At 64.2% G+C, this 21701-nt stretch carries 23 protein-coding genes; 11 read left to right on the plus strand and 12 right to left on the minus strand.

Translation table 11 applies throughout. The features are described from left to right. Window positions 1–4: 4 nt before the first annotated feature. From LB543_RS15910 to LB543_RS15935, 6 genes are all read right to left on the minus strand, one after another. A complete protein-coding gene (locus LB543_RS15910; RefSeq protein ID WP_224614771.1) occupies window positions 5–1132 on the minus strand; it encodes an extracellular solute-binding protein in 1128 nt (375 codons plus the stop codon). A 32-nt stretch (window positions 1133–1164) separates the two neighbouring features. Then, window positions 1165–2325, minus strand: coding sequence for a CaiB/BaiF CoA transferase family protein (locus LB543_RS15915; RefSeq protein ID WP_224614713.1), 1161 nt, complete (start codon window positions 2323–2325; stop codon window positions 1165–1167). 2 nt (window positions 2326–2327) lie between these two features. Next, the gene (locus tag LB543_RS15920; protein ID WP_224614714.1) at window positions 2328–2879 is read right to left on the minus strand and encodes a MaoC family dehydratase; all 552 of its coding nucleotides are present in this window, start codon (window positions 2877–2879) and stop codon (window positions 2328–2330) included. 360 nt (window positions 2880–3239) lie between these two features. Continuing rightward, window positions 3240–4232 carry a Tim44 domain-containing protein gene (locus LB543_RS15925; RefSeq protein WP_224614715.1) on the minus strand — a complete coding sequence of 331 codons (993 nt, stop codon included), beginning with the start codon at window positions 4230–4232 and terminating at the stop codon, window positions 3240–3242. A gap of 72 nt (window positions 4233–4304) precedes the next feature. Continuing rightward, window positions 4305–4604, minus strand: coding sequence for a zf-TFIIB domain-containing protein (locus tag LB543_RS15930; protein WP_181178436.1), 300 nt, complete (start codon window positions 4602–4604; stop codon window positions 4305–4307). A 182-nt stretch (window positions 4605–4786) separates the two neighbouring features. Beyond that, window positions 4787–5776, minus strand: a complete 990-nt coding sequence (locus LB543_RS15935) for a zinc-dependent alcohol dehydrogenase family protein (protein WP_224614716.1) — start codon at window positions 5774–5776, stop codon at window positions 4787–4789. Between the two features lie 102 nt (window positions 5777–5878). Between LB543_RS15935 and LB543_RS15940 the strand changes: the two genes are divergently transcribed. Both LB543_RS15940 and LB543_RS15945 read left to right on the plus strand, forming a co-directional pair. Beyond that, a complete protein-coding gene (locus LB543_RS15940; RefSeq protein WP_224614717.1) occupies window positions 5879–6808 on the plus strand; it encodes a LysR family transcriptional regulator in 930 nt (309 codons plus the stop codon). A 66-nt stretch (window positions 6809–6874) separates the two neighbouring features. Then, the gene (locus LB543_RS15945; RefSeq protein WP_224614718.1) at window positions 6875–8521 is read left to right on the plus strand and encodes an acetolactate synthase large subunit; all 1647 of its coding nucleotides are present in this window, start codon (window positions 6875–6877) and stop codon (window positions 8519–8521) included. A 70-nt stretch (window positions 8522–8591) separates the two neighbouring features. Here LB543_RS15945 and LB543_RS15950 read toward each other — a convergent pair whose 3' ends face one another. Continuing rightward, window positions 8592–9239, minus strand: a complete 648-nt coding sequence (locus tag LB543_RS15950; protein ID WP_224614719.1) for a GNAT family N-acetyltransferase — start codon at window positions 9237–9239, stop codon at window positions 8592–8594. 178 nt (window positions 9240–9417) lie between these two features. Here LB543_RS15950 and LB543_RS15955 point away from each other — a divergent pair, with 178 nt between their 5' ends. From LB543_RS15955 to LB543_RS15970, 4 genes are read left to right on the plus strand one after another with little or no spacing between them, the layout of a single operon-like run. Continuing rightward, a complete protein-coding gene (locus tag LB543_RS15955) occupies window positions 9418–10719 on the plus strand; it encodes an ArgE/DapE family deacylase (protein ID WP_224614772.1) in 1302 nt (433 codons plus the stop codon). Further along, a complete protein-coding gene (locus LB543_RS15960) occupies window positions 10716–11774 on the plus strand; it encodes a phosphotransferase (RefSeq protein WP_224614720.1) in 1059 nt (352 codons plus the stop codon). Before LB543_RS15955 ends, LB543_RS15960 begins: the two co-directional genes overlap by 4 nt. Next, window positions 11775–13073, plus strand: coding sequence for an aspartate aminotransferase family protein (locus LB543_RS15965; RefSeq protein WP_224614721.1), 1299 nt, complete (start codon window positions 11775–11777; stop codon window positions 13071–13073). It begins immediately after the preceding gene. 13 nt (window positions 13074–13086) lie between these two features. Then, complete coding sequence (locus LB543_RS15970) at window positions 13087–13743, plus strand: GntR family transcriptional regulator (RefSeq protein ID WP_224589802.1); 657 nt, start codon at window positions 13087–13089, stop codon at window positions 13741–13743. Window positions 13744–13759: 16 nt separating this feature from the next. On the opposite strand, the gene LB543_RS15975 is transcribed toward LB543_RS15970, so the two are convergent. From LB543_RS15975 to LB543_RS15995, 5 genes are read right to left on the minus strand one after another with little or no spacing between them, the layout of a single operon-like run. Next, on the minus strand, window positions 13760–15064 hold the full coding sequence (locus LB543_RS15975; RefSeq protein ID WP_224614722.1) for an NAD(P)/FAD-dependent oxidoreductase: 1305 nt from the start codon (window positions 15062–15064) through the stop codon (window positions 13760–13762). Then, window positions 15061–16044 (minus strand): branched-chain amino acid ABC transporter permease, encoded by a 984-nt coding sequence (locus LB543_RS15980; RefSeq protein ID WP_224614723.1) that lies wholly within the window; start codon window positions 16042–16044, stop codon window positions 15061–15063. Before LB543_RS15980 ends, LB543_RS15975 begins: the two co-directional genes overlap by 4 nt. Then, the gene (locus tag LB543_RS15985) at window positions 16041–16949 is read right to left on the minus strand and encodes a branched-chain amino acid ABC transporter permease (RefSeq protein ID WP_224614724.1); all 909 of its coding nucleotides are present in this window, start codon (window positions 16947–16949) and stop codon (window positions 16041–16043) included. Before LB543_RS15985 ends, LB543_RS15980 begins: the two co-directional genes overlap by 4 nt. Beyond that, on the minus strand, window positions 16946–17713 hold the full coding sequence (locus LB543_RS15990) for an ABC transporter ATP-binding protein (protein WP_224614725.1): 768 nt from the start codon (window positions 17711–17713) through the stop codon (window positions 16946–16948). The genes LB543_RS15985 and LB543_RS15990 overlap by 4 nt, the downstream gene beginning before the upstream one ends. Then, a complete protein-coding gene (locus tag LB543_RS15995) occupies window positions 17710–18510 on the minus strand; it encodes an ABC transporter ATP-binding protein (protein ID WP_224614726.1) in 801 nt (266 codons plus the stop codon). The genes LB543_RS15990 and LB543_RS15995 overlap by 4 nt, the downstream gene beginning before the upstream one ends. Window positions 18511–18637: 127 nt before the next feature. Between LB543_RS15995 and LB543_RS16000 the strand changes: the two genes are divergently transcribed. From LB543_RS16000 to LB543_RS16020, 5 genes are read left to right on the plus strand one after another with little or no spacing between them, the layout of a single operon-like run. Then, window positions 18638–19372, plus strand: a complete 735-nt coding sequence (locus LB543_RS16000) for a GntR family transcriptional regulator (protein ID WP_140807955.1) — start codon at window positions 18638–18640, stop codon at window positions 19370–19372. Then, the gene (locus LB543_RS16005; protein ID WP_224614727.1) at window positions 19369–19860 is read left to right on the plus strand and encodes a DUF3830 family protein; all 492 of its coding nucleotides are present in this window, start codon (window positions 19369–19371) and stop codon (window positions 19858–19860) included. The genes LB543_RS16000 and LB543_RS16005 overlap by 4 nt, the downstream gene beginning before the upstream one ends. Beyond that, window positions 19853–20206, plus strand: a complete 354-nt coding sequence (locus tag LB543_RS16010; protein ID WP_224589794.1) for a TIGR04076 family protein — start codon at window positions 19853–19855, stop codon at window positions 20204–20206. Before LB543_RS16005 ends, LB543_RS16010 begins: the two co-directional genes overlap by 8 nt. Next, the gene (locus tag LB543_RS16015) at window positions 20203–21258 is read left to right on the plus strand and encodes an aldo/keto reductase (protein WP_224614728.1); all 1056 of its coding nucleotides are present in this window, start codon (window positions 20203–20205) and stop codon (window positions 21256–21258) included. Before LB543_RS16010 ends, LB543_RS16015 begins: the two co-directional genes overlap by 4 nt. Further along, window positions 21255–21686 (plus strand): hypothetical protein, encoded by a 432-nt coding sequence (locus tag LB543_RS16020; RefSeq protein ID WP_224614729.1) that lies wholly within the window; start codon window positions 21255–21257, stop codon window positions 21684–21686. The genes LB543_RS16015 and LB543_RS16020 overlap by 4 nt, the downstream gene beginning before the upstream one ends. The last annotated feature ends 15 nt before the right edge of the window (window positions 21687–21701 follow it).

Below are 21701 nucleotides of genomic sequence, written 5' to 3' on the forward strand. Positions count from 1 at the left end.
TCCCTCAGGTGATGTTGGTCGCCTGGATACTGGCCCGGAACAGGCTTATGAGATCGGCGACGACCTGGCCGGCCGGGTGGCCTGACGTCAGGCCGTAATTGATGCGGTCGGACGCCGCCTGCTGGAATGCCATGTAGCCGTCATGGCGTGGCCGCACCCAAGCCCCCTCAAGCGTCGCGCGCGTGTCCCGATAGAAGTTGCCGGTCGCTTCATTGACCATCTGGTCTTCCCAGGCAGCGGCATGGCCCGGCTGGCCGCCGGCGGCGGCGTAGCTGCCGCGCTGGACATCGCCGCTGGCGACCCAATAGGCGAAATCGATCGCCGCGTCTTTCGCCTTGGAAAAGGCCGAGACCGCAATGCCTGTGCCGCCGAGCGCCGAGCCGATCGGGCCATTGGAACCAATGATCGGGATGTCGGCAAAGGCCAGCCTGTTCACGCGAAAACCCGACGCCGCATACGAGACATAGCCATAGATCAGCGGCGCGCAGACAATGCGGCAACCGGCCTCGGCCATGCGCTCCGAAATGGCGATCGGGTCCATGTCGAAGCAGGTGAGGTCGACCAGCGTCGCGATCTCACGCATCGTCTCGAAGACTTCGCAGCCCATATCGACATCGATGAGATCGCCCGACGGATCGGTCTCGCAGGGATGCCCGAGATTGCCGGCCAGCGTATAGAAGGTCATCAGCGAGTGGGGTGGCCGCAGCGGCAGCAGCACGCGGCCCTGCCGGGCGAGATCGAGCACCTCGCCCCACGTCGCCGCCGGCGCATCGAGCGCGTCCGGCCGCCAGGCCTGCACTTGCGCCGCCGCGTCGATCGGAAACGCCCATTGCCGGCCGTGCCAGGCGTAGCTCGGATAGGACTGGCCGACGCTGCCCGAGGCAAGCGCGGCGCGCTCCGCCTCGCGGCTGGCGACGTCGAGAGGCTCGAGACAGCGCTCTGCCGTGACCTGGCCGACATGCGGATGATCGATGATTATAAGGTCATAGGCCCGCGCCAACTCCTCGACCGGGAAGGATTCGAAATCCTGCAGCGAACGCTTGTCCCATTCGACGACAACGCCGGTTTTCTGCTCCCACAGAGATGAACACGCGACCATCGGATCGTAGCCGCGCGGATGGCTCCAGGTCATGCCCCTGAGTGTGGGCTTAAGGAAGCGCGTGGTCACAAGCCAAACTCCGCGCGGATTTTCGCACTGTGCTCGCCGATGCGCGGCGCCGCGCGGTCGACCTTGGCTCTGATCCCATCGACCCGGAGTGGCGAACTGGTGGTGAGGATCGAGACATCGTCCTCACGCGTCACCGTCTGCAGCATGTCGAGCGACTGAAAACCTTCGCTTGCCAGCATCTCGGGCCAGTTCAACACCTTCGCGCACCAGATGTCAGCGGGCTCGAGAATGGCAAGCCATTCGTCGATGGTTTTCGTTGCAATCCTCTGGGCGATGATCGCCTTGATGTCGTCGCGCGCGGTGAACCACGATGCCGGCTTGTCGCGGTAGGGCGCCAGTTCATCGAGCGACAAAAGGTCGGCGAGCTTTGGGATCGGCGTCATGGCGATGGCGAGATAGCCGTCCTTGGCCGGATAGACGCCGTAAGGCGCCGAGAGATAGGCATGCGCGCTGCGGAAACTCGAGCGTCGCGGCAAGCGGCGGCCGTCATTGAGATGCGTGGTCAGCACCTCGAACTGGAAGTCGACCAGCGCTTCCAGAAGGCTGGTCTCGATATGGCTACCCTGGCCGGTGATGCCGCGCCGCACCAGTGCCGCCAGGATGCCTTGCGCGCAGGCCGCACCCGCCAGCATGTCGCCGATGGCGAGCCCGAACGGCACCGGCCCCTGGTCTTCGTCGCCGTTCAGCCACATCACGCCGGAGCGCGACTGCGCCAGCAGGTCCTGGCCGGGACGCTTGACCCACGGGCCTTCCTCGCCATAGCCGCTGATCGAGGCATAGACCAGGCGCGGATTGATCTGGCGGACGGCTTCGTAGTCGAGGCCAAGCCGCTCGATGACACCCGGCCGGAAATTCTGGATCAGCACATCGGCCTTGACCAGAAGGCCGCGCAATGCCTTGAGATCGGCCTCGTTCTTCAAGTCGATGGCGAGGCTTTCCTTGGCCCGGTTAATGGCGTGGAAGATGGTGGAATCGCCGCCGATCTCGGTGTCGCTGAGATAGAGCTGACGCGACAGGTCGCCTCCATCCGGACGCTCGATCTTGATGACGCGGGCGCCGAGATCGAGCAGTCTCAGCGAACAATAGGGCCCGGACAGGAACTGGCTCATGTCAATGACGACGAGGCCGGCAAGCGGCAATTCGGCTGCTACCGGCATTTCTATTTCTCCGTCTTGCCGATGAAATCGGCAGCGTTGCGGTACTTCACCGTTTGCAGGTGTTCGCAATAGAGAACCATCTCGCCTTCGCCCTTGAATACCTCGTAGCTGGCGCGGATCAGTCCCATCTCCTTGTAGCGAGGCTTTTTGTCGAGGTTGGAACGGATCGAATAGATCGTGTCGCCAATGAAGACAGGCTTTATAAAGCGCAGCTTGTCATAGCCATAGGAAAAGGCGTTGATGCAGTTGGTGGCGACAAGTCCCAGCCCAGCCGAAAAAACGAACGCGCCGGCGATCAGCCTCTTGCCGAAAATGCCTTCGCTCTCGGCAAACATCTGGTCCTGCACGTAAGGATGGATATCGAGCACCAGCGTGTTGAAGAGGTGGCTGTCGCCTTCCGCCATGGTGCGTCGCAAGGAGCGGATCTTGTGGCCGACCGGCCAGTCCTCGTAGAACCAGTTCTCGGCGTTCCATACCGGCAGGGCGGCATGATCCGCAGGCATGTTCCTGGGATGCGTCGAGGCAACGCCGACGGTCGGTGCGAAATCGTTCATGGCTCAATCCACCGGTCTCGCGAGAGCGCCCGGGCAACCCTTCGAGCACGCATCGAAGCGCCTGATTGCACGATGTCTCCTCCCGCCAATCTTCTTTTGTAAATACTATTTTCACATATGGGATTGCGTTGCAAGCAAGGACGGGCGAAATTTTGACCGGTTTTTGCGCGCGGAAGCGCGCGCAGGGCAGGAGGAAATCATGCGCGGTGTCGGGAATGCGTGTCTCGTGTTTGTCGGCAGACTGAACCGGGAGGCGCCTTATTTTCAGGACGCCCGCGGTGTCGGTCTCCGCCATCGGGATCGGCACGCCGATGTGCGTCCAGATCGTGAGTTGGCCGTCAGCAGGTAAACTCGCGACGCTCAAGCCTCTTGTATCGCCGAGAGCTTCCAGTTCGAGCCGTTCTGACGCGTGAATGTCCACAACTCGATCGTCTCGGTGGGATGGTCTTGGTCGCCCTCGACGACCTTGCCGCTCGCCCGTTCGCGCATCACGTCGCGAGACTCGTAGCGCAACGCGGCCGTCGCGTAGTCGCGGTCATCCTCGCGCCAGCTTTCCGCGATGTCGGCCTGCAGCAGGGTGACATCGGACACTTCGTTCCTGAGACCTTTCTGGGCATTGTCGGCCAGTTCTTCCGACAGATAGGACACCATCTCGGGCGTCACCGACCGGCGCAGGGCGGCATGGTCCTCGCGGCCGAATGCTTCCTGGACCTCGGTCAACAGCTGTTGGAAGGCGTCGAGGTCGGCCTGGGCCAGCGTTATCTCTTCGGAGCGGGTGGTCTCATGGCCTCCGCCCGAACCGCCGCCAAAACCGGGAATTGTGAAGGAGCCCGCGGTTCCTGTCTCCTGCTTTGCCGTTGCGCGGTTCTCGAACCGTGAAGCCTGGGCATTGCCCACGCCGGCGAGCGCGGGCGCGGGACCTCGCGCGGATTGCGACCGGAAGAACCTGATGGCCAGCATGATCGCGCCACCGATGAGCAGCGCCTGCAGCAGGAAGCCGAACATGCCCGCGAGGCCGCCGAAACCATGGCCCACGAGCAGGCCGATCAGGCCGCCGAGCAGCAGGCCGCGCATCATCGTTCCGCCGAAGCCGCTCATGAAGCCGGGCCTCTGCGGGCCGGCCTGCGGCTGCCGGGCCGCATTGTTCACGCCGGTGTTGGGCGTCATCGAACGCTCGACCGGCGCGGTCGGCGCCGGCGCGGTCCTGGTCGGCGGCGCCGACTGGAAGGTGCGTGTACCACGACTGCCGAAACTGCCGCCGCGCCGCGCCTCGGCATGATCGATCGCGACCATGGAGAATGCGAGGAACAGTCCGGCGAGGAGGGCGGCAATTCGGCTTGTGCGGGAAGTCATCGGGGTGACCTTTATCGATGTGGTTTCGGAAATTTCAGCAAAAACGTTGGCCGGGTGGCGGGCCTCATGCGGTCAATCGAACAGCTCTTCGAAGAATGATTTCTTCCGCTTCGGATAGCGTTGGCCATGCGAGCGGGAATAGTCGTCATCGCGGTCCCGGCCATCGCGCGGCTGCGAGAACGCTGCCGGCTGCGCTTGTGGCGCGGGCGACGCATCCCTGCTGGAACGCTCGATGATCTTGTCGAGTTCGCCTCGATCGAGCCAGACACCACGGCACTGCGGACAGTAGTCGATCTCGATCCCCTGGCGTTCGCTCATCACGAGCGCGACGCGGCAGGAGGGGCAAACCATACCAAGGAGAGATGTCATCAGGGGCTCCTAACCAGAAAGGAAATGAGCCCGCTTGACCGAAAGGATGGAAACGGGCCCGTTGAAGCGGTCCGACATCACGGTCGCCAAAAGCGACAGTCAGAGGGGCCCGGCCCGCACACGGGAGTTAGGCATGCGGCACGGCGCCTTCAAGGGGCAATATTGCCCGTGAGAATGATTGCTGCTCAAACCGTCACGACGATCTTGCCGAACTGCTCGTTCGATTCGAGATAGCGATGCGCCTCGACGATCTGGTCGAATGGAAACGTCCTGTCGACGATCGGCGTGAGCGTGTCGTCCTCGAGGCCTTCGAGGATGAACGCCTTGGCAGCCTCCAACTTCTCCGGATTGCCGGTGATCTCGTGGACGAGATAGCCGCGCAACGTCAGTGTCTTGCCCAACACGGCAGCCAACGGAAACGGCGTCGGGTCGCTGCTGAGGCCGCCATATTCGATGAGAATGCCGCCTTTCGACATGGCCGCCGTCAACGGCTCGAAGATCGGCCCACCGATCGGATCGAACACGACGCGTATGCCTTGCGGCCCGGCAATCTGGCTCAGTCTTCTCACAAGATACTCTTCCTCGAGGACCACCACATGCGTTGCACCGGCGTCGAGCAGTGCTTGCCTCTTCGCCGACGCCCGCGTCACCGCGATCGTTGTCGCGCCAACGCTGTTGGCGATCTGGATCGCCGCAAGGCCGACGCTGCTGGAGGCGGCGGTGATGACGACGAAGTCTTGTCCACCCAGCTTGGCGATCTCGACCAACGCACCATAGGCGGTGAGGTACGGCATCCAGATCGCCGCCGCAGTTTGCCAGTCGAGGGACGCCGGGTGTTTGACGATAAGCCTGGCGGGAAAGGTGACAAGCTCGCCGTAAGCCGGCCAGCGAACCATCGATTGCGGCGGGATGACACTGACGGCGTCGCCGGGGGTCAGCCCGGTCACGCCTTCGCCGATTGTCTCGATGACGCCTGCCGCTTCCAGCCCGAGCCCGGAGGGCAGGGTGGGTGTCTCGATATAGTTGCCCGCGCGCAGCAGCGCCTCGGCGCGGTTAAGGCCGAATGCCTTGACGCGGATTTGAACCTCACCATGGCCCGGCGGAGGAAGATCGACCTCCTCGATGCGCAGGACCTCGGGACCACCATGCTGGTGGAAGCGGACGATACGGGTCATTTTGCTCACTCCAAATTATCTGAACCGAATGAGCTATGAGGCGAAGCCTTTTGGCGATAAATGGCTGTTTAGATTGTACAGTAGAAACCAAGAGTTTCGAAAATGGATAGGCTTGAAAGCATGGCCGTGTTCGTCAGGGCCGTTGATCTCGGCTCGTTCGCGGCGGCGGCCACCGTGCTCGATCTATCCGGACCGATGGTCGGCAAGCATGTCCGGTTTCTCGAGGACAGGCTTGGCGTGCGTCTCATCAACCGGACCACGCGCCGCCAGAGCCTGACCGATTTCGGACGCGCCTATTATGAGCGGTGTCGGTTGGTGCTGGCCGAGGCCGAGGCCGCCGATGCGCTTGCCGCCGATCAGCTCTCGGAACCGCGGGGAAATTTGCGCGTCACCATGCCGGCGCATTTCGGCCGCCACTGCGTGACCCCCGTGTTGCTGCAACTGGCGCGGCGGTATCCGACGCTGGAGCTCGACCTGTCGCTGAGCGACCGCTTCGCCGATCTTGCCGAGGACGGCTACGACCTCGCCATCCGGACCGGTGATCTGGACGACAAGGCCGGCGTGATCGCGCGCCGCGTTGCACGCCAGCACATGGTCCTCTGTGCCGCGCCTTCCTATCTGGAAATTCATGGCGAACCACGGCGGATCGAGGACCTCGCCGATCATCAGGCGATTGTCTACCGCCGGCTCGGCATGATCGTTCAGCCCTGGCTGTTCCCGCGCGAGGAACAAGCTGCGGCCGAGTTCGTCCCAACCGGCCGGCTTCGGCTCGACGATCTCGATGCCATCGCCGATGCCGCCGCCGGCGGTATGGGCCTCGCATGGCTGCCTCATTGGCTGGTTCGCGAACGAATCCAGGCCGGCGCGCTGGTCGAGCTGTTGCCGGACCAGCCGCGCTATCCCTACGACTGTCATGCACTATGGCTGCGGACGCCGCATCTGCCGCTCAAGGTCCGGCTGGCCGTCGACGCATTGGCGGCCGCCTTGCCGAAAATGATGGCCTGGTCGCTGGCAGGCGAACTGCCTCTTTGAGGTGTCGCATTCCGGTGCCATATGAAGGTGGCTGACGGAATGCGCGCATTGCAGGAGAGACGGTTCATGACCAAAGGTTCGGATCTGTTCGTGGCGGCCCTCGAGAATGAAGGGGTCGATCGGATTTTCGGTATTCCGGGCGAGGAAAATCTCGACATCGTCGAATCCATCCGCCGCTCGTCGATCCAGCTGATCCTGACCCGCCACGAGCAGGCGGCCGCCTTCATGGCCGCCACCTATGGCAGGCTCACCGGCAAGCCGGGTGTGTGCATCACCACGCTCGGCCCCGGTGCGCTCAATCTGACGACCGGCTCGGCCTATGCGCTGCTCGGCGCGATGCCGATGATCATGATCACCGGACAGAAGGGCATCCTGTCGTCCAGGCAGGCTCGCTTCCAGATCGTCGACATCGTCGCGGCGATGAAGCCGCTGACCAAGCTGTCGCGCCAGATCGTCTCGCCGAAGATGATTCCGTCCTTGGTGCGAGAAGCCTTCCGCGTCGCACAGGAAGAACGCCCCGGGCCCGTGCATCTGGAACTGCCGGAAGATATCGCGGCGGCGGAGTGCGAACCGATTGCCTTGGTGCCGACGCATCCGGTCGAACTGCCCCTGGCCAGCGCTGGCGCGCTCGATCGCGCCGCCCGCATGATCACGGAGGCCAAGCGTCCGCTGCTGATGTTCGGCGCGGCGGCGTCGCGGCCGCGCGTGACCCCCGACGTCGCCCAGTTCGTCCTGCGCACGCAGATACCCTATTTCACCACGCAGATGGGCAAGGGCACGGTGCCCGGCGGCACCGAACTCTACATGGGAACGGCGGCCCTTTCGGAACGCGACTATGTCCACGAGGCCATCGAGCAGGCCGATCTGATCATCACCATCGGCCACGATACGGTCGAGAAACCGCCCTTCATCATGGGCGCGAAGGGGCCGAAGGTCATCCATGTCGGCTACCAGACGGCCGATGTCGAGCAGGTCTATTTCCCGCAAGCGGAAATCGTCGGCGACCTCGGTCCGTCGCTGGCGCTGCTGGCCGATCGCGTCGAAGGCAAGATCCCCAACGCGCAGGCCCTGCTGCCGCTGCGCGAAGGCATTTTGAGCCGCATCGCCGCGCGCGCCACCGAAGACCGCTTCACGCCGCAGCGCATCGTGCACGACGTGCGCGCCGTGATGCCGGCCGACGGCATCCTCGCGCTGGACAACGGCATGTACAAGATCTGGTTCGCGCGCAACTACCGCACACGCATGGCAAACACGCTGCTGCTCGACAACGCGCTGGCCACCATGGGCGCTGGGCTGCCATCGGCGATGATGGCGGCGCTGCTCTATCCCCAGCGCCGTGTCATGGCCATTTGCGGCGATGGCGGCTTCATGATGAACAGCCAGGAGCTGGAGACGGCTGTCAGGCTCAAGCTCAACCTCGTCGTCCTGCTGCTGGAAGACCATGCCTATGGCATGATCCGCTGGAAGCAGGCGGTCGATGAATTTCCCGATTTCGGCATGACCTTCGGCAATCCCGATTTCGTCAAATACGCCGAGGCCTACGGCGCCAAAGGGACCAGGGTCAGCGCGATCGCCGAATTGCGGCCGGCGCTGGAACAGGCCTTCACCGGCGGCGGCGTGCATCTCGTCGTCGTGCCGATCGACTATTCCGAGAACACCAGGGTGCTTGTCGACGAACTGCGCGAACGGCTGCCGGCGCCGCAGGCGAGCTGACGGTTGCCGATATGACGGCTGCGCGGCCAGTGCGGTGTCGCGCGCGTCCTCGCGGGTTGCGACGACGGTCTCATCTGGCGCCGGGCACCCATTCGGTCTCGATCAACGGGATTTGCGGGGCCGCACCGCGCGGCAGGGTCCCCTTGATCCGCGGATCATCGGTGATTTCGAACCCGGCGGCGAAGGGTTCAAAGCCGCAAGCTCCGTAGAAACCGATGACGCTGTGATGATCGAAGCTGCTGGTGTGCAGCCAGATGCGGCTGGGCTCCAGGCACCATGCCTGATCGAGCGCGCCAGCCATCAGCCGTTTGCCGAAGCCTCGGCCGGTCAAGGAAGGGAACAGGCCGAAATAGGTGATCTCGATCTCGTTGCTGGCGGCGACCGAGAATTCGACCATGCCGACATGGCCGCCGCTCTCATCGTGGCCGTAATAGAGATGCTGGCGTGGGTCGCAGAAATGCGCCGCGATGTCGGAGTCTGACATTTCGGCGGCGCGGTCCCAGAGCCAGGGAGCGCCGATCTCGAGGAAGACCGCGCGGTAGACGGCGGGGTGGGGCTCGGTGACGCGCGTCATGGCCAGGGGTTGGGCGAGACCCTGCACCGGCGCGCGCGCCTCCATCCACGTCACCGCATTGACGATCTTGCCGGCCGGCACACGTCGGTAGCCGGACGCGAGATCGGTGATTTCGTCCGGCAATGTGCCTTCGGTGACTTGCATCTGTCCTCGATCTTCCGCCGCGCAGCCTTGCCGGCATGTCAAGAAGCTGATGCCAACTCTGCGACCGCCTGCCAAGAGGCTCCAGGGGTGGGCCATCATTTTGACCCGCCTGTGTTGTTGCCTTTTCGGGAAATGGCATATGAGATATGATACATCATTCATGGGAAAGCGGAATATCGTGCCTGAGCGAATTGCGGATGAGGCCATTTTGCGGGCAGTCGACGAAGGCTTCGACCGCCAGCTCGCCTTCCTGGCCGATCTCGTGCGCTTTCCCTCACAACGCGGCGAGGAACATGCCGCGCAATCCTTCATGGCGGCTGCTTATGAAGCCAATGGCTATGCGGTCGATATGTGGCGTGTCGATGTCGATGCTATCCGCGACCTGCCCGGATTTTCACCCGTCGCGGTATCCTACGATGACGCCTTCAACGTCGTCGCCACTCATACGCCGAAAAACGCCACCGGCCGCTCGCTGATCCTCAACGGCCATATCGACGTGGTGCCGACGGGGCCGCTCGACCGCTGGGTGCGAAACCCCTACGATCCGGCGATCGAGGACGGCTGGATGCATGGCCGAGGCGCCGGCGACATGAAGGCCGGCCTGTCGGCCTGCCTCTATGCGCTGGCCGCATTGCGCGGCCTCGGCTATCAGCCAGCGGCGAAAGTGTTCCTGCAGTCGGTCGTAGAGGAGGAGTGCACCGGCAACGGCGCGCTCGCTTGCCTGCAGCGTGGCTACCGCGCCGATGCCGCCTTCATTCCCGAGCCGCTGGAACCAAGGCTGATGCGGGCACAAGTCGGGCCGATCTGGTTCAGGGTCGAGGTCGACGGCGACCCGCAGCACGCGTCGGGCGCCTTTTCCGCCGGCGCCAATGCCATCGAGAAGGCCTTCCTCATCATCCAGGCGCTGAAGCAGCTCGAAATCGTCTTGAACGCGCGCAAGATCGATGATCCGCATTTCTGCGATCATCCGCACCCGATCCGTTTCAACCTCGGCAAGATCGAAGGCGGCGAATGGACATCGAGCGTACCGGCGCGCTGTGTCTTCGAGATGCGGGTCGCGACCTATCCCGGCCAGAAGCTGGAGGATGCCAGGGCCGAACTCGAGGCCTGCATCGCCGATGCGGCGCGCGCCGATCCGTTTCTCGCCAATCGCCCGCCCAGAATGACCTATAACGGCTTCATGGCCGAGGGCTACGTGCTGGAAGGCGCCGACGAGATGGAAGCCGTACTGCGGCGCAGCCATACCGCCGTATGGGGCGAGCCGCTGACGGAACATGTCACCTCGGCCACCACCGATGCCCGCTTCTTCGGCCTCTATGCCGACACGCCGGCGATCGTCTACGGCCCGATCTGCCGCATGCCGCATGGCTATGACGAGGCCGTCGATCTCGACTCCGTGCGCAAGGTCACCCAGACCATCGCGCTCTTCATCGCCGACTGGTGCGGTCTCGAACCCATCGATCCCGAGGTCGGGCCATGAACGCGGCCGTGTCGGATGCCTTCGGCGACACGCTTGCCGAGGATGCACCTGACGTTTCGATCGCCGAGGCGCTTGCCCTGTTGCGCCTGCACTACGGGCTCACCGGCAGCGCGCGCGCGCTGCCGGGCGAACGCGATCACAACTTCCATATCAAGACAGGAGGCGAGGGCGACTTCGTACTGAAGGTCTCGCATCCGGCGGAAGAGGCCGGCTTCACCGATTTCCAGAACAAGGCGCTCGACCACATCCTGACGGTCGATCCGGCCTTGCCTGTTCCCTCGGTGCGCAAGAGCCTCGAAGGCGAAGCGCAGTTTACGGTCAGCGTCGGCGGATCGGCGCCGCGCATCGTCAGGCTGGTTACCTATCTGCCCGGCCAGCTGCTTTCGCGCTCGCCCACGTCGGCGGCGCAGGATCGCAATCTCGGCATCTTCCTCGCCCGGCTTGGCCGGGCACTGCGCGGCTTCTTCCACCCGGCCGCCGGCAGCGACCTGCTTTGGGACATCCGCAAGGTCGCCAAGACACGGCCCATGCTGGCGCATATCGCTGACGCCGGCTGTCGCGCCATGGTCGAGCGTGTCATCGATGCTTTCGAGGAACATGCGGCGCCGGTCATCCCCGGGCTGCGCGCCCAGATCGTCCACAACGACATGAATTCCTACAATGTGGTGATGGATGCCTCGCGGCCGGAAATGGTCAGCGGCATCCTCGATTTCGGCGACATGATCCACTCGCCGCTGATCTGCGATCTCGCCATCGGTGCCGTCTATCGCTGGCCGGCCGAAGGTCATCCGCTGGCGCCTGCGGCTCGCTTCGTCGCCGGCTATCAGTCGGTGCAGCCGCTCGAGATCGAAGAGCTTGGCATTCTCTTCCACCTCATTCGTGCCCGGCTTGCGCTCATTGCCAACATCGCCAGCTGGCAGGCCGAGCGGTTTCCGGCCAAGCGCGACTATGTCCTGCGCCTCATCACCGAGGTCTGGGCCTCGCTCGAACGGCTGGACGGTCTCTCGGCCGCTGAAACCCGCCGCTATTTTCTCGACCATTCCAAGCCGGAGTAGATGCCCGTGTCCCAGTCCTCGCCCGCAAATGCCTCTGCCGATGCCGAGCGCGCGCTGCTCGAACGCCGCGCCAGGTTGCTCGGGCCGACCTATCGCGCCTTCTACCGCAACCCGATCCATCTGGTGCGCGGCAGCGGTGTCTGGCTCTACGATGCACAAGGTCGAAAATTCCTCGATGCCTATAACAACGTCGCTTCGGTCGGACACTGCCATCCGCGCGTCGTCGAGGCATTGTCGGGGCAGGCCGCCACGCTCAACACGCACACGCGCTATCTCAGCGAGATCATCCTCGACTACGCGGAAAAGCTTCTCGGCATGCTTCCGCCCCATCTCGGCCACGCCATGTTCACCTGCACCGGCAGCGAGGCCAACGACCTCGCCATCCGCATCGCCCAGCACTGCAGCGGCAACACCGGCGTGATCATCACCGATTTCGCCTATCACGGCGCCACCATCGCGACGGCGCAGCTGTCGCCGGCGGCGGTCGGGGCCAAGGGCGTACCCGCGCAGCATCGCACCGTAGCAGCGCCGGACACGTTCCGCGACGGCGGCCGCGCCGCGCATGATTTCGGCAGAAATGTCGCCGCCGCCATCGAGGATATGTGCGCGCAAAACATCCGTCCGGCGGCGCTGCTTCTCGATTCCGCCTTTTCCAGTGACGGCATCTTTTTCCCCGATGCTTCTGTCATGCGCGAGGCGGCCGATCATGTCAGGAAAGCGGGTGGCATCGTCATCGCCGACGAGGTCCAGTCCGGTTTCGGCCGGCTCGGCCAGGGCATGTGGGGCTTCGCCAATTACGGCCTCGAGCCTGATATCGTCACCATGGGCAAGCCGATCGGCGATGGGCATCCGATGGGTGCGGTGATTGTGCGGTCGCAACTGGTGAGTTCGTTCGGTTCGAACACCGGCTACTTCAACACCTTCGGCGGCAATCCGGTGGCGGCCGCCGTCGGCATCGCCGTGCTCGAGGTGATTGAGGGCGAGGGGCTGATCGAGAACGCGCGGACGGTCGGCGCCTATACCGGAGAACTGCTGGATGCCTTGAAAAGCCGGCACAGCATGGTCGCCGATGTCAGGCACAGTGGCCTCTATTTCGGCGTCGAGCTGACGGCGGAGGATGGGGCCACCGCCGCTGCCAAGACTTCATCCGTCGTCGAAGCCATGCGCGACGACGGCGTGCTGATTTCGTCCTGCGGTCCGCGCGGCAATGTGCTGAAGATCAGGCCACCGCTGCCCTTTGCCAGGGACAATGCCGAGCAACTGGCCGAGACGCTCGACCGCGCACTGTCGAAATGGTGAGCCGAGCAGGCGCATGCTGAAGCTCGAGCATCAAACCCTCAATGACCGCGCCTATGGCGCGCTCAAACAGGAATTGATTTCAGGCGGGTTCAGTCCGGGCCAGACCCTGGTCATCCGCAAGCTCGCCGAAACCTTCGGCATTTCGACCACCCCGATCCGAGAGGCATTGCAAAGGCTGGTCGCCGAGCGGCTTCTGGAAATGCAGAACAACCGCTCGATCATCGTGCCCTTGCTGTCCGATCCCGCTTTCGAGGAACTGACCCGCATCCGCATCGCCGTCGAGGGGCTGGCGGGCGAGATGGCCGCCACGCGGATGAGTGAGCGCGCGCTGGTGGACATACAGGTCGCGCTCACCGGGATGCAGCGGGCCATCGAGGCGCAAGACGCCACGACCTATCTCTCCCTGAACGAGGCCTTCCATTTCGCTATCTATGAGCATGCCGGCGCGCCGATCCTCTTGAACATGATCCGCGATCTCTGGGGTCGGGTTGGACCCTATCTCAAGCTCCTGATGCGGGCTGATCGCTATATTCCGCAGTCCAATGACGCGCACCGAAGGATCGTCGCCGCGCTGGAACAACGCAACGGTCCAGCCGTTCGAGCTTCCCTCGAGCAGGACATCGCCGCGGCGGCCGCTATTCTCTCCGAGAATCTTCGCACGGCGCGCTGATCGCACGGCGGTGGGTCTATGCCGCGTGGTCCATCCGGTCACGCAGAATGCTCCAGCCGAGCAGCATGTTGGGTGCGTGCCGCAACAGGGCATGGAATGGGATTGGCGCTGGCGGTGCAAAGGGCAGCGGCAAATCGCGTGCTTCGGCTCCAGCGGCCCAGTCGGCCAGCACCTTGCCCATCGCCGTGGTCATGGCGATGCCGCGTCCATTGCAGGCGCGAGCGGCGATCAGGCCCGGGCCGAGGTCCAGGAGGTGCGGCAGGAAATCCGGTTCGACCGCCGCCATCCCCGACCAGCTGTAGGCAAGCGGCGGCAAATCAGGCAGGTCGAGGTGGCTGGCAAGCCGCCGCCAGATTGTTTGCGGCACGCGCGTATCGGCGCCGGCGCCGAGAATATGCATGCCGCCGCTGATCAACCGGTTATCGGCGTCGAAGCGAAAGGTGAAGAGATTGCGCCTGGTATCGCCGACGCCTTGTCCGCCAGGCAGCAAACGCGTGCGGATTTCGAGCGGTAGCGGCGCGGTCGCGATCTGGAAAACCTTGAGCGGAAAATAAGTCCGCTGCAGCAAAGGATTGAGCGACCCGCCATAGGCGTTGGTGGCGATCAGCACCCTGGCCGCGCGCACCGAGCCCGATGGCGTTTTCAGCGCCCAGCCATCGGCTATGCGATCGACCGACGTGACACGTGTCCGCTCGAAAATTTGCGCGCCGGCCTTTTCCGCCGCATCGGCCAGTCCGCGTGCGTAGGCGACCGGATTGAGCACGCCGCCGGAACGATCCATCCAGCCACCGACATAGCCGCGCGCGCCGGTCAACGCTTCGACCTCTCGTCGATCCAGGGTGACGACAGGCCGGCCACGCCGCGCCCACTGTCCCGCGCGTGATTTGACCTTCTCCAGCGCGGCGGGCGAGTGCGCCGGCTGGATCCATCCGGTCTGCACCGCGTCGCAGTCGATGCCGTGTCGCCGGATCAGGCCGAAGACGAGGTCGGCACTGCCGGCGGCGAAATCGATCAGCCTTTCGCCGCGTTCGGGGCCGAGATGCGCGAGGATGCTATCGGGGTCCATCTTGGCGAAGTTCGGCACGACGAAACCCGCGTTCCTGCCGGTCGCGCCCCAGGCGATGATTTCGGCTTCGAGAACGGCGACCGAAATGCCTTTTTCCGCGGCGTGCAGCGCGGTCGACAGACCGGAAAATCCACCGCCGACGATGGCCAGATCGACATCGAGCCTGCCTTGCAGCGTCGGCCGTTCCCGGCGATCGCGGCTGACCGCGTGCCAGAGCGAAGTGCCATTCGCACCCTGCCGGATCGGGGCATTCATGAGCCGGAACTGCTTTTGTCCGTAGCGATCCGCCTGCGCTTGCCAAAGCGCGGCCGCCGCGGCCTGTCACCGAACAACCCGTTCGGCCTGACCAGAAGGATGACGCAAAGCATGACACCGATGGCGACGATCTGCAGCGAGGCGGCGCGCGCCTGCTGCTCGGGCGCAAACAGCACGCTGGTCAGCGTGCCCGACCCTGCCCAGATCGCCCAGACCAGTATGCTGCCGATGACGGCGCCGAGATTGCTGCCCGAGCCCCCGACGATCAGCATCACCCAGACCTGAAAGGTGAGGATCGGTAGGTAATTGTCCGGAGCGATGAAGCCGGTGAAATGCGCCTGCAGCGCGCCGGCCAGCGCCATGATGGCGCCGCCGACGGCAAACGCCTGGACACGGTAGAAGCGTGCGCTCTTGCCGAGTGAAATCGCCGCCCGCTCGTCCTCACGCAGCGCCTTCAGCACGCGGCCCCACGGGCTTCGCGACAGGTGTTCCAAGGCGAGATAGGCAATCAGCGTCACAGCGCAAACAATGGCAAGGTTCGACAGGTTGAACAGCAGCGGCGTCTCCGCAAGGCCGCCAAAGGGACGCGGGATGAAGCCGATGCCGAATGGTCCGCCGGTCAGCTTCTGTGCGTTGAGCGCGACCAGTTGTACGACGACGGCCACGCCGAAGGTGGTGATCGCCAGATAGTCGGATCTAAGACGCAGCGTCGCCATGCCGGTAAGTGCCGCGGCAATACCGCCAACGACCATGGCGCCCGCCCAGCCGGCGAGGATGGGCAGGCCGAAGCCGCCAAGCCGCGCGGGGTCGTCCGGTGTCGTCAGCAGTGCCGAGGTGTAGGCGCCGATGGCAACAAAACCGGCGAGGCCGACATTGAACAGGCCGGTCAGGCCCCATTGCAGGTTGAGCCCGAGCGTGACCAGCGAGAAAATGAGCGCCGTGGTCAGGAAGAACGCGCCGTAGCCGATGAGATCGATCATCTTTCCCGAACTCCGAAAAGGCCGATCGGCCGCACGAACAGTACCGCCATGAGGATGATGAAGGAGACGGCGGCACGCCACTCGGCGCCAATCAGTTGCACCGCGCCGGCTTCGGCGAGACCGATGATCAGGCCGCCGAGCACCGCCCCCGGGATGCTGCCGATGCCGCCCAAAATGGCGGCGGCGAACATGGGCAGCAGCATGTCGAAGCCCATGAACGGGCGGATCTGCACCAGGATGCCGATCATCACGCCAGCCACGCAGGCGAGCGCGCCGCCGATGATCCAGGTCACCCGCACCACGCTGGCGACGTCGATGCCGACGATGCGGGCCAGTGCCGCGTTCTGGCTCAAGGCCTGCATCGAGCGGCCGACTTGAGTGCGTGTCATCAACAGATGCACGCCGAGCACGAGTATAGAGGTCAGCAGCAACAGGGCGATCTGGTCGGGCGTGATGCGGATGCCGAAGCCGACCGGCATGGCGATCTGGATCGCCCGGCTGAAATAGGTCGGCCGCGAGGTGAAGGTGAATTCGAGCAGGCTGCGTAGCGCCATCGAGGCGCCGAAACTCGCCATTACGACGATGATCGCCTGGCCTTGCGAGCGCAGCCGCGAGAACAACACCTTGTCGAGCAGCAGCGCCAGCAAAGCGGTGAATGCCATGCCGACGACCAAGGCAACAAGGAGCGGCCAGCCGAAGGACAGCGGCCCGATCGGCGTCACCTTGCCGAATATCGCGCCGATGGCACTGACCATGGTCAGCGTCGCATAGGTGCCCCAGGCCATGAAGTCGCCATGGGCGAAGTTGGAGAAACGCAGGATCGAATAGGTAAGCGTCACGCCGATGGCGCCGAGGCCGATCATCGAGCCCGTGAGCAATCCGTCGACGATAAATTGCAGGCTCATGCCGCGCCTCCCTTCCCTGCGTGCCCCGTTTTCTCCTCGCTGAGCGGGCGCTGGCCGAGATAGAGTTCGGCCACGACCGGGTCGTTCCACAGTTCGGAGGCAATGCCCTCGTGCCGGTCCTTGCCCTCGACCAGCACATAGGCGCGGTCGCCGATGGCAAGTGCAGCCTTGGCGTTCTGCTCGACCAAAAGGATGGTGACTCCGGACTTGCGGATGCCGGCCAGCATCTCGAAAACCATCGAGACGAACTTTGGCGACAGGCCGGCCGACGGTTCGTCCAGCACCAGCACCTTGGGATGGATGATCAGCGCCCGCGCGACCGCGAGCATCTGCCGCTGGCCGCCCGAAAGATTGCCGGCGGCGGTGCGGCGTTGGCGGACGAGATCGGGGAAGGCGGCATACATCTCCTCGATGCGGGCCGGGATGTCGCGCCGCTCGAGGATGCCGCAGGCAACCCTAAGATTGTCCTCGACCGACATCAGCGGAAAGATGTTCTCGGTCTGCGGCACGAAGGCGAGGCCAAGCCGCACCATGGTGTGGGCCGGCGCGGCGGTGATATCCTTGCCGTCCAGGAACACTGAACCGCCGGTGATCGGCACGAGGCCGGCGATCGCCTTGATGAAGCTCGACTTGCCGGCGCCGTTAGGGCCGAGGACGACGACGATTTCACCTTTTCTGACCGTGATCGAGGCGCCGCGCACGATCGGTACGCCAGGTTCATAACCCGCTTCGAGATTGCGGACATCGAGGACGGTCTGGCTCACGCGCTGCCTCCGAGATAGGCCTCGATGACGCGTGGATCGCGGGCGACTTCTTCCGCCGTGCCTTCGCTGAGCAACTGGCCGCTCGCCATGACAAGGACGCGGTGGCAGAGCCGTGTCACCATGTCGATGTTGTGCTCGATCAGCAGGAAGGTGATGCCACGCGCATTGATGTCGCGGATGCGGTCGATGATGACTTCGAGCAGCGTCGCGTTGACGCCGGCCGCGGGTTCGTCGAGCAGGATGATCGCGGGGTCGGCCATCATGACGCGCGCAAGTTCGAGCAGCTTGCGCTGGCCACCAGACAGCACGCGCGCCGGCTCGTGGGCCAGATGAGCGAGGGTGACGAGTTCCAGCAGTTCGAGTGCCTTTGTCCTGGCGGCTTTTTCCTGTGCCGCCACCCGCCACGGCGTGACGAAGTTGGCGAGCAGCCTTTCGCCGGCCTGGCCCTGTGCCGCCAGCATGATGTTTTCGATCAGCGTCAGATTGGGCAGCGGGCGCGGGATCTGGAAGGTGCGGCCGAGACCTCGACCGATACGCAGATGAGCGGCTTCGCCGGAGACTCGCACGCCGTTGAGAAGGATATCGCCACTGGTGGGCAGGATGCTGCCGGCGAGCAGGTCGAACATCGTCGTCTTGCCGGCGCCGTTCGGCCCGATCAGGCCAAGGATTTCGCCCGCTTTGACATCGAACGAGACATCGTTGACGGCGACAAGGCCGCCGAACCGCCTGACGACGTTGCGTGCCGTCAGAACCGGCGCACGGGTCTCCTTCCCCTGCCTTTCCGCTGCCTCGCTCATCAATCCCTCTGGTCGAAGACGATCATCGCCGCCTCCTGATTTTTGATTTGTGATCACACTTGCTTTGATCACGCTATTCGGCTTTAATTTCCTCCGCAAGCCGAAAACCCGCCGAGAACGGAATTCCATGCAAAAGGCTGCCATCGAAAAGAACAACGAGGCGATCGCGGCCCAGCTCGCGCCGGTCGGCCGTGAGACGGTGCAGGATCGCGTCTATTCCGAGCTGCGTCGCGCGCTGATCGGCGGTCTGTTCGAGCCGAGCCAGGTGCTGACCATCCGCGGTCTGGCCGACGCGCTGGTCACCTCGACCATGCCGGTGCGCGAGGCGCTTGGCCGGCTGATCACGGAAAAGGCGTTGGAGGCGCTGCCTAACCGTTCGGTGCGGGTGCCGCCAATCACGCTGGAACGCCTCGACGATCTCTTGCGGGCCCGCATCCTGATCGAGGGCGAGGCGATCGCGCTGGCCGCCGCCCGCATGGGGTCGCGCCAGATAGCCACCATCGAAACCATTCTCGGTGAATGGGACGAGATGCGGGCGCTGAAACACAAGAAGGATGTCGATCGCGAAGTGACGCTCAACCAGAGCTTTCACTTCGAGATCTATCGCTCCTGCGGCTCGGCCGTGCTGATCCCGATGATCGAGAGCCTGTGGCTGCAATCAGGTCCTTGCATCCGCGTCGCCATCTACGCCTTCTCGGAAGCCGGCGAGGTCGACACCGCCCAGTATCACCGGCGCATCGTCGAGGCGCTGGCCACACAGGACGCGCGGGCGGCACGTGAAGCGCTTGCCGCCGACATCAGCCGGCCCTTCACCTTCCTGCGCAGCAAGCTGCAATCCGCCGCCGCGAGAGACCAGACATGACCTCCATCAAGATCAGCGAGTCGCGCTCGAAGCTTTCCGTCACGGCGCTGTTGCTGCCAGGGAAGGCACCGGAAAACGGCGCCTTTCTCACAGCCTATCTCGCCATGCCACGTGTCGTCCCCGCCATTCACGCCATGTGGACGGGACCTGAGATTTCCTGTCCGGTTCCCGCCGTCGATCTCGAGGGGCAGGCCTATGCCCAACCGTTGCCGGCCGAGAACGCGACGCTGACGCCGCAGCCGGGCGATATCGTATTGTCCTACGTGCCGCCGCGCATGTGGGGCGGCAATCCCAATGCCATCTTCGACATCGGCCTGTTCTACGGGCAGGGCGCGCGGCTGCTGTTCCCGATCGGCTGGCTGGCCGGAAGCGTTGTGGCGCAGGTGGAGCCCGAGGAGCGCGATCAATTCGCGGCTGCCTGCGGCATCATCCGCCGCAACGGCGCCTGCGACATCACCTTCAGCCTGGTGGAGACCTCAAATGGCTGACGACAGTTTCGAGCTCTTCGATCTCCGCGTCGAGGCGGTCATTCCCGACGGCAAGCCGATCTATTGCGGCGCCAAGGCCGGCGATTATTTCGAGCTCAAGGGCGAGATGCTGTCGATGCCGGCGGGGCAGGGCTTCTCGATCTATTCGCTTGCCGCCGTGCTGCCGCTGCTGGCGGCAAAGCAGCGCCCGAGCCACCCGAATGACTGGATGACCTCGGACGCCGAGATCGCCTGCCCCGATCCCAACTGCGCCAGCCGGTTGAGGATCGTCAGGACCGGCAAGCGGCGGTTCAGCCATGCCGAAACCACGGCCGTGCCGCTGCCGAAGGAGAATGACCTGACATGACCGCCAAGGCCTTCGAGCTCAGTCCTGGCTACACCATCTCGCGCGTCATACGCGGTGGCTGGCAACTCGCCGGCGGCCATGGCGCCATCGATCGCAGCCAGGCGGTGGCCGATCTGATCGCCACCTTCGATGCCGGCATCTGGACCTATGACTGCGCCGATATCTACACGGGCGTCGAGGAGCTGATCGGCGCCGCGCGCCTGCGGCTGGCCAATGAGCGCGGCCTCGATGCAGCGGCCAAAATGAAGGTGCACACCAAACTGGTGCCCGACCTTGAACGGCTCGCTACGATCAGCCGCGACTACATCAGGGGCATCGTCGACCAGTCGCTGCTCAGGCTGAAGACCGAGCGGCTCGACCTCGTGCAGTTCCACTGGTGGGACTATGCGCAGCCGCGTTATGTCGAGGCGATGGGTTGGCTCGACGAGCTTCGGCTCGAGGGCAAGCTGCGCAATCTCGGCACCACCAATTTCGACACGCCCCGGCTTGCCGAAATCCTGGCAGCCGGCATCACGCTGGTCAGCCAGCAACTGCAATATTCGGTGCTCGATCAGCGCCCGGCGCACAGTCTCGCCGCACTTGCAGAGGAAAACGACGTGAGCTTCCTCTGCTACGGCTCGGTGGCCGGCGGCTTCCTCAGCGATAAATGGCTCGGCGTGGCCGAACCCGCCATGCCGCTCGAAAACCGCTCGCTGGTCAAATACAAGCTGATCATCGACGATTTCGGCGGCTGGGACCTGTTCCAGCAACTGCTTCGCGAATTGAAGGCGGTCGGCGACCGCCACGCCGTCGACATCGCCACCATCGCCAGCGCCTGGGTGCTGGAGCAGCCGCGAGTGGCGGCGGTCATCGTCGGTGCCCGCAACCAGGCGCATGCGCTGGCCAACGCCAAAATCATGGATGTCGTACTCGACGCCGATGACCGTGCGCGGATTGCCGCCGCCGTAGCGCGGGGCAACCGCCTTGAGGGAGACGTCTACACGCTGGAGCGCGACCGGCACGGCCGCCACGGCTCGATCATGCACTACAATCTCAACGCGGGCCGGATATGAAAACCACGAGCGACAAGCTGTTTTCGCAGGCCAGCGCCGAGGTCGTCGACCTGCACCGCTTCTTCGTCGACTGGTTTGTTGCCGAACGCGCTGACCACCTGGATTTCGGCCGCTTCGAAGCCGTCATGGGCGAAGGCTTGACCATGATCGCACCAGGCGGCCAGACCCTCGATCGCGATGCCGTGATCGACCATGTCCGCTCCAGCCGGGCCACCTGCGACGACGGCTTTGCTATCTCGATCGAGGACATCAAGCCCGGATGGCAGGATGGCGATACGATCGTCGTCCTCTATGTCGAGGCGCAGCTGCGCGCGGGCAAGCACAGCCGTCGCCAGTCGAGCGCGGTTTTCACCACCAGTTCATCGGCGCCCAACGGCGTCCAATGGCGGCATCTGCATGAAACCTGGCTGCAGGTGCCGGAACACTGAGACTTTCCAGACGTC

The organism is Mesorhizobium sp. ESP7-2 (assembly GCF_020164715.1).
Classification (GTDB): domain Bacteria; phylum Pseudomonadota; class Alphaproteobacteria; order Rhizobiales; family Rhizobiaceae; genus Mesorhizobium.

What these genes read in the sequence shown, in the direction of transcription:
- LB543_RS15910 (WP_224614771.1), bottom strand. Translation starts at nt 1,132, where the DNA reads ATGACCTGGAGCCATCCGCGCGGCTACGATCCGATGGTCGCGTGTTCA.
- LB543_RS15915 (WP_224614713.1), bottom strand. Translation starts at nt 2,325, where the DNA reads ATGCCGGTAGCAGCCGAATTGCCGCTTGCCGGCCTCGTCGTCATTGAC.
- LB543_RS15920 (WP_224614714.1), bottom strand. Translation starts at nt 2,879, where the DNA reads ATGAACGATTTCGCACCGACCGTCGGCGTTGCCTCGACGCATCCCAGG.
- LB543_RS15925 (WP_224614715.1), bottom strand. Translation starts at nt 4,232, where the DNA reads ATGACTTCCCGCACAAGCCGAATTGCCGCCCTCCTCGCCGGACTGTTC.
- LB543_RS15935 (WP_224614716.1), bottom strand. Translation starts at nt 5,776, where the DNA reads ATGACCCGTATCGTCCGCTTCCACCAGCATGGTGGTCCCGAGGTCCTG.
- LB543_RS15940 (WP_224614717.1), top strand. Translation starts at nt 5,879, where the DNA reads ATGGATAGGCTTGAAAGCATGGCCGTGTTCGTCAGGGCCGTTGATCTC.
- LB543_RS15945 (WP_224614718.1), top strand. Translation starts at nt 6,875, where the DNA reads ATGACCAAAGGTTCGGATCTGTTCGTGGCGGCCCTCGAGAATGAAGGG.
- LB543_RS15950 (WP_224614719.1), bottom strand. Translation starts at nt 9,239, where the DNA reads ATGCAAGTCACCGAAGGCACATTGCCGGACGAAATCACCGATCTCGCG.
- LB543_RS15960 (WP_224614720.1), top strand. Translation starts at nt 10,716, where the DNA reads ATGAACGCGGCCGTGTCGGATGCCTTCGGCGACACGCTTGCCGAGGAT.
- LB543_RS15965 (WP_224614721.1), top strand. Translation starts at nt 11,775, where the DNA reads ATGCCCGTGTCCCAGTCCTCGCCCGCAAATGCCTCTGCCGATGCCGAG.
- LB543_RS15970 (WP_224589802.1), top strand. Translation starts at nt 13,087, where the DNA reads ATGCTGAAGCTCGAGCATCAAACCCTCAATGACCGCGCCTATGGCGCG.
- LB543_RS15975 (WP_224614722.1), bottom strand. Translation starts at nt 15,064, where the DNA reads ATGAATGCCCCGATCCGGCAGGGTGCGAATGGCACTTCGCTCTGGCAC.
- LB543_RS15980 (WP_224614723.1), bottom strand. Translation starts at nt 16,044, where the DNA reads ATGATCGATCTCATCGGCTACGGCGCGTTCTTCCTGACCACGGCGCTC.
- LB543_RS15985 (WP_224614724.1), bottom strand. Translation starts at nt 16,949, where the DNA reads ATGAGCCTGCAATTTATCGTCGACGGATTGCTCACGGGCTCGATGATC.
- LB543_RS15995 (WP_224614726.1), bottom strand. Translation starts at nt 18,510, where the DNA reads ATGAGCGAGGCAGCGGAAAGGCAGGGGAAGGAGACCCGTGCGCCGGTT.
- LB543_RS16000 (WP_140807955.1), top strand. Translation starts at nt 18,638, where the DNA reads ATGCAAAAGGCTGCCATCGAAAAGAACAACGAGGCGATCGCGGCCCAG.
- LB543_RS16005 (WP_224614727.1), top strand. Translation starts at nt 19,369, where the DNA reads ATGACCTCCATCAAGATCAGCGAGTCGCGCTCGAAGCTTTCCGTCACG.
- LB543_RS16010 (WP_224589794.1), top strand. Translation starts at nt 19,853, where the DNA reads ATGGCTGACGACAGTTTCGAGCTCTTCGATCTCCGCGTCGAGGCGGTC.
- LB543_RS16015 (WP_224614728.1), top strand. Translation starts at nt 20,203, where the DNA reads ATGACCGCCAAGGCCTTCGAGCTCAGTCCTGGCTACACCATCTCGCGC.
- LB543_RS16020 (WP_224614729.1), top strand. Translation starts at nt 21,255, where the DNA reads ATGAAAACCACGAGCGACAAGCTGTTTTCGCAGGCCAGCGCCGAGGTC.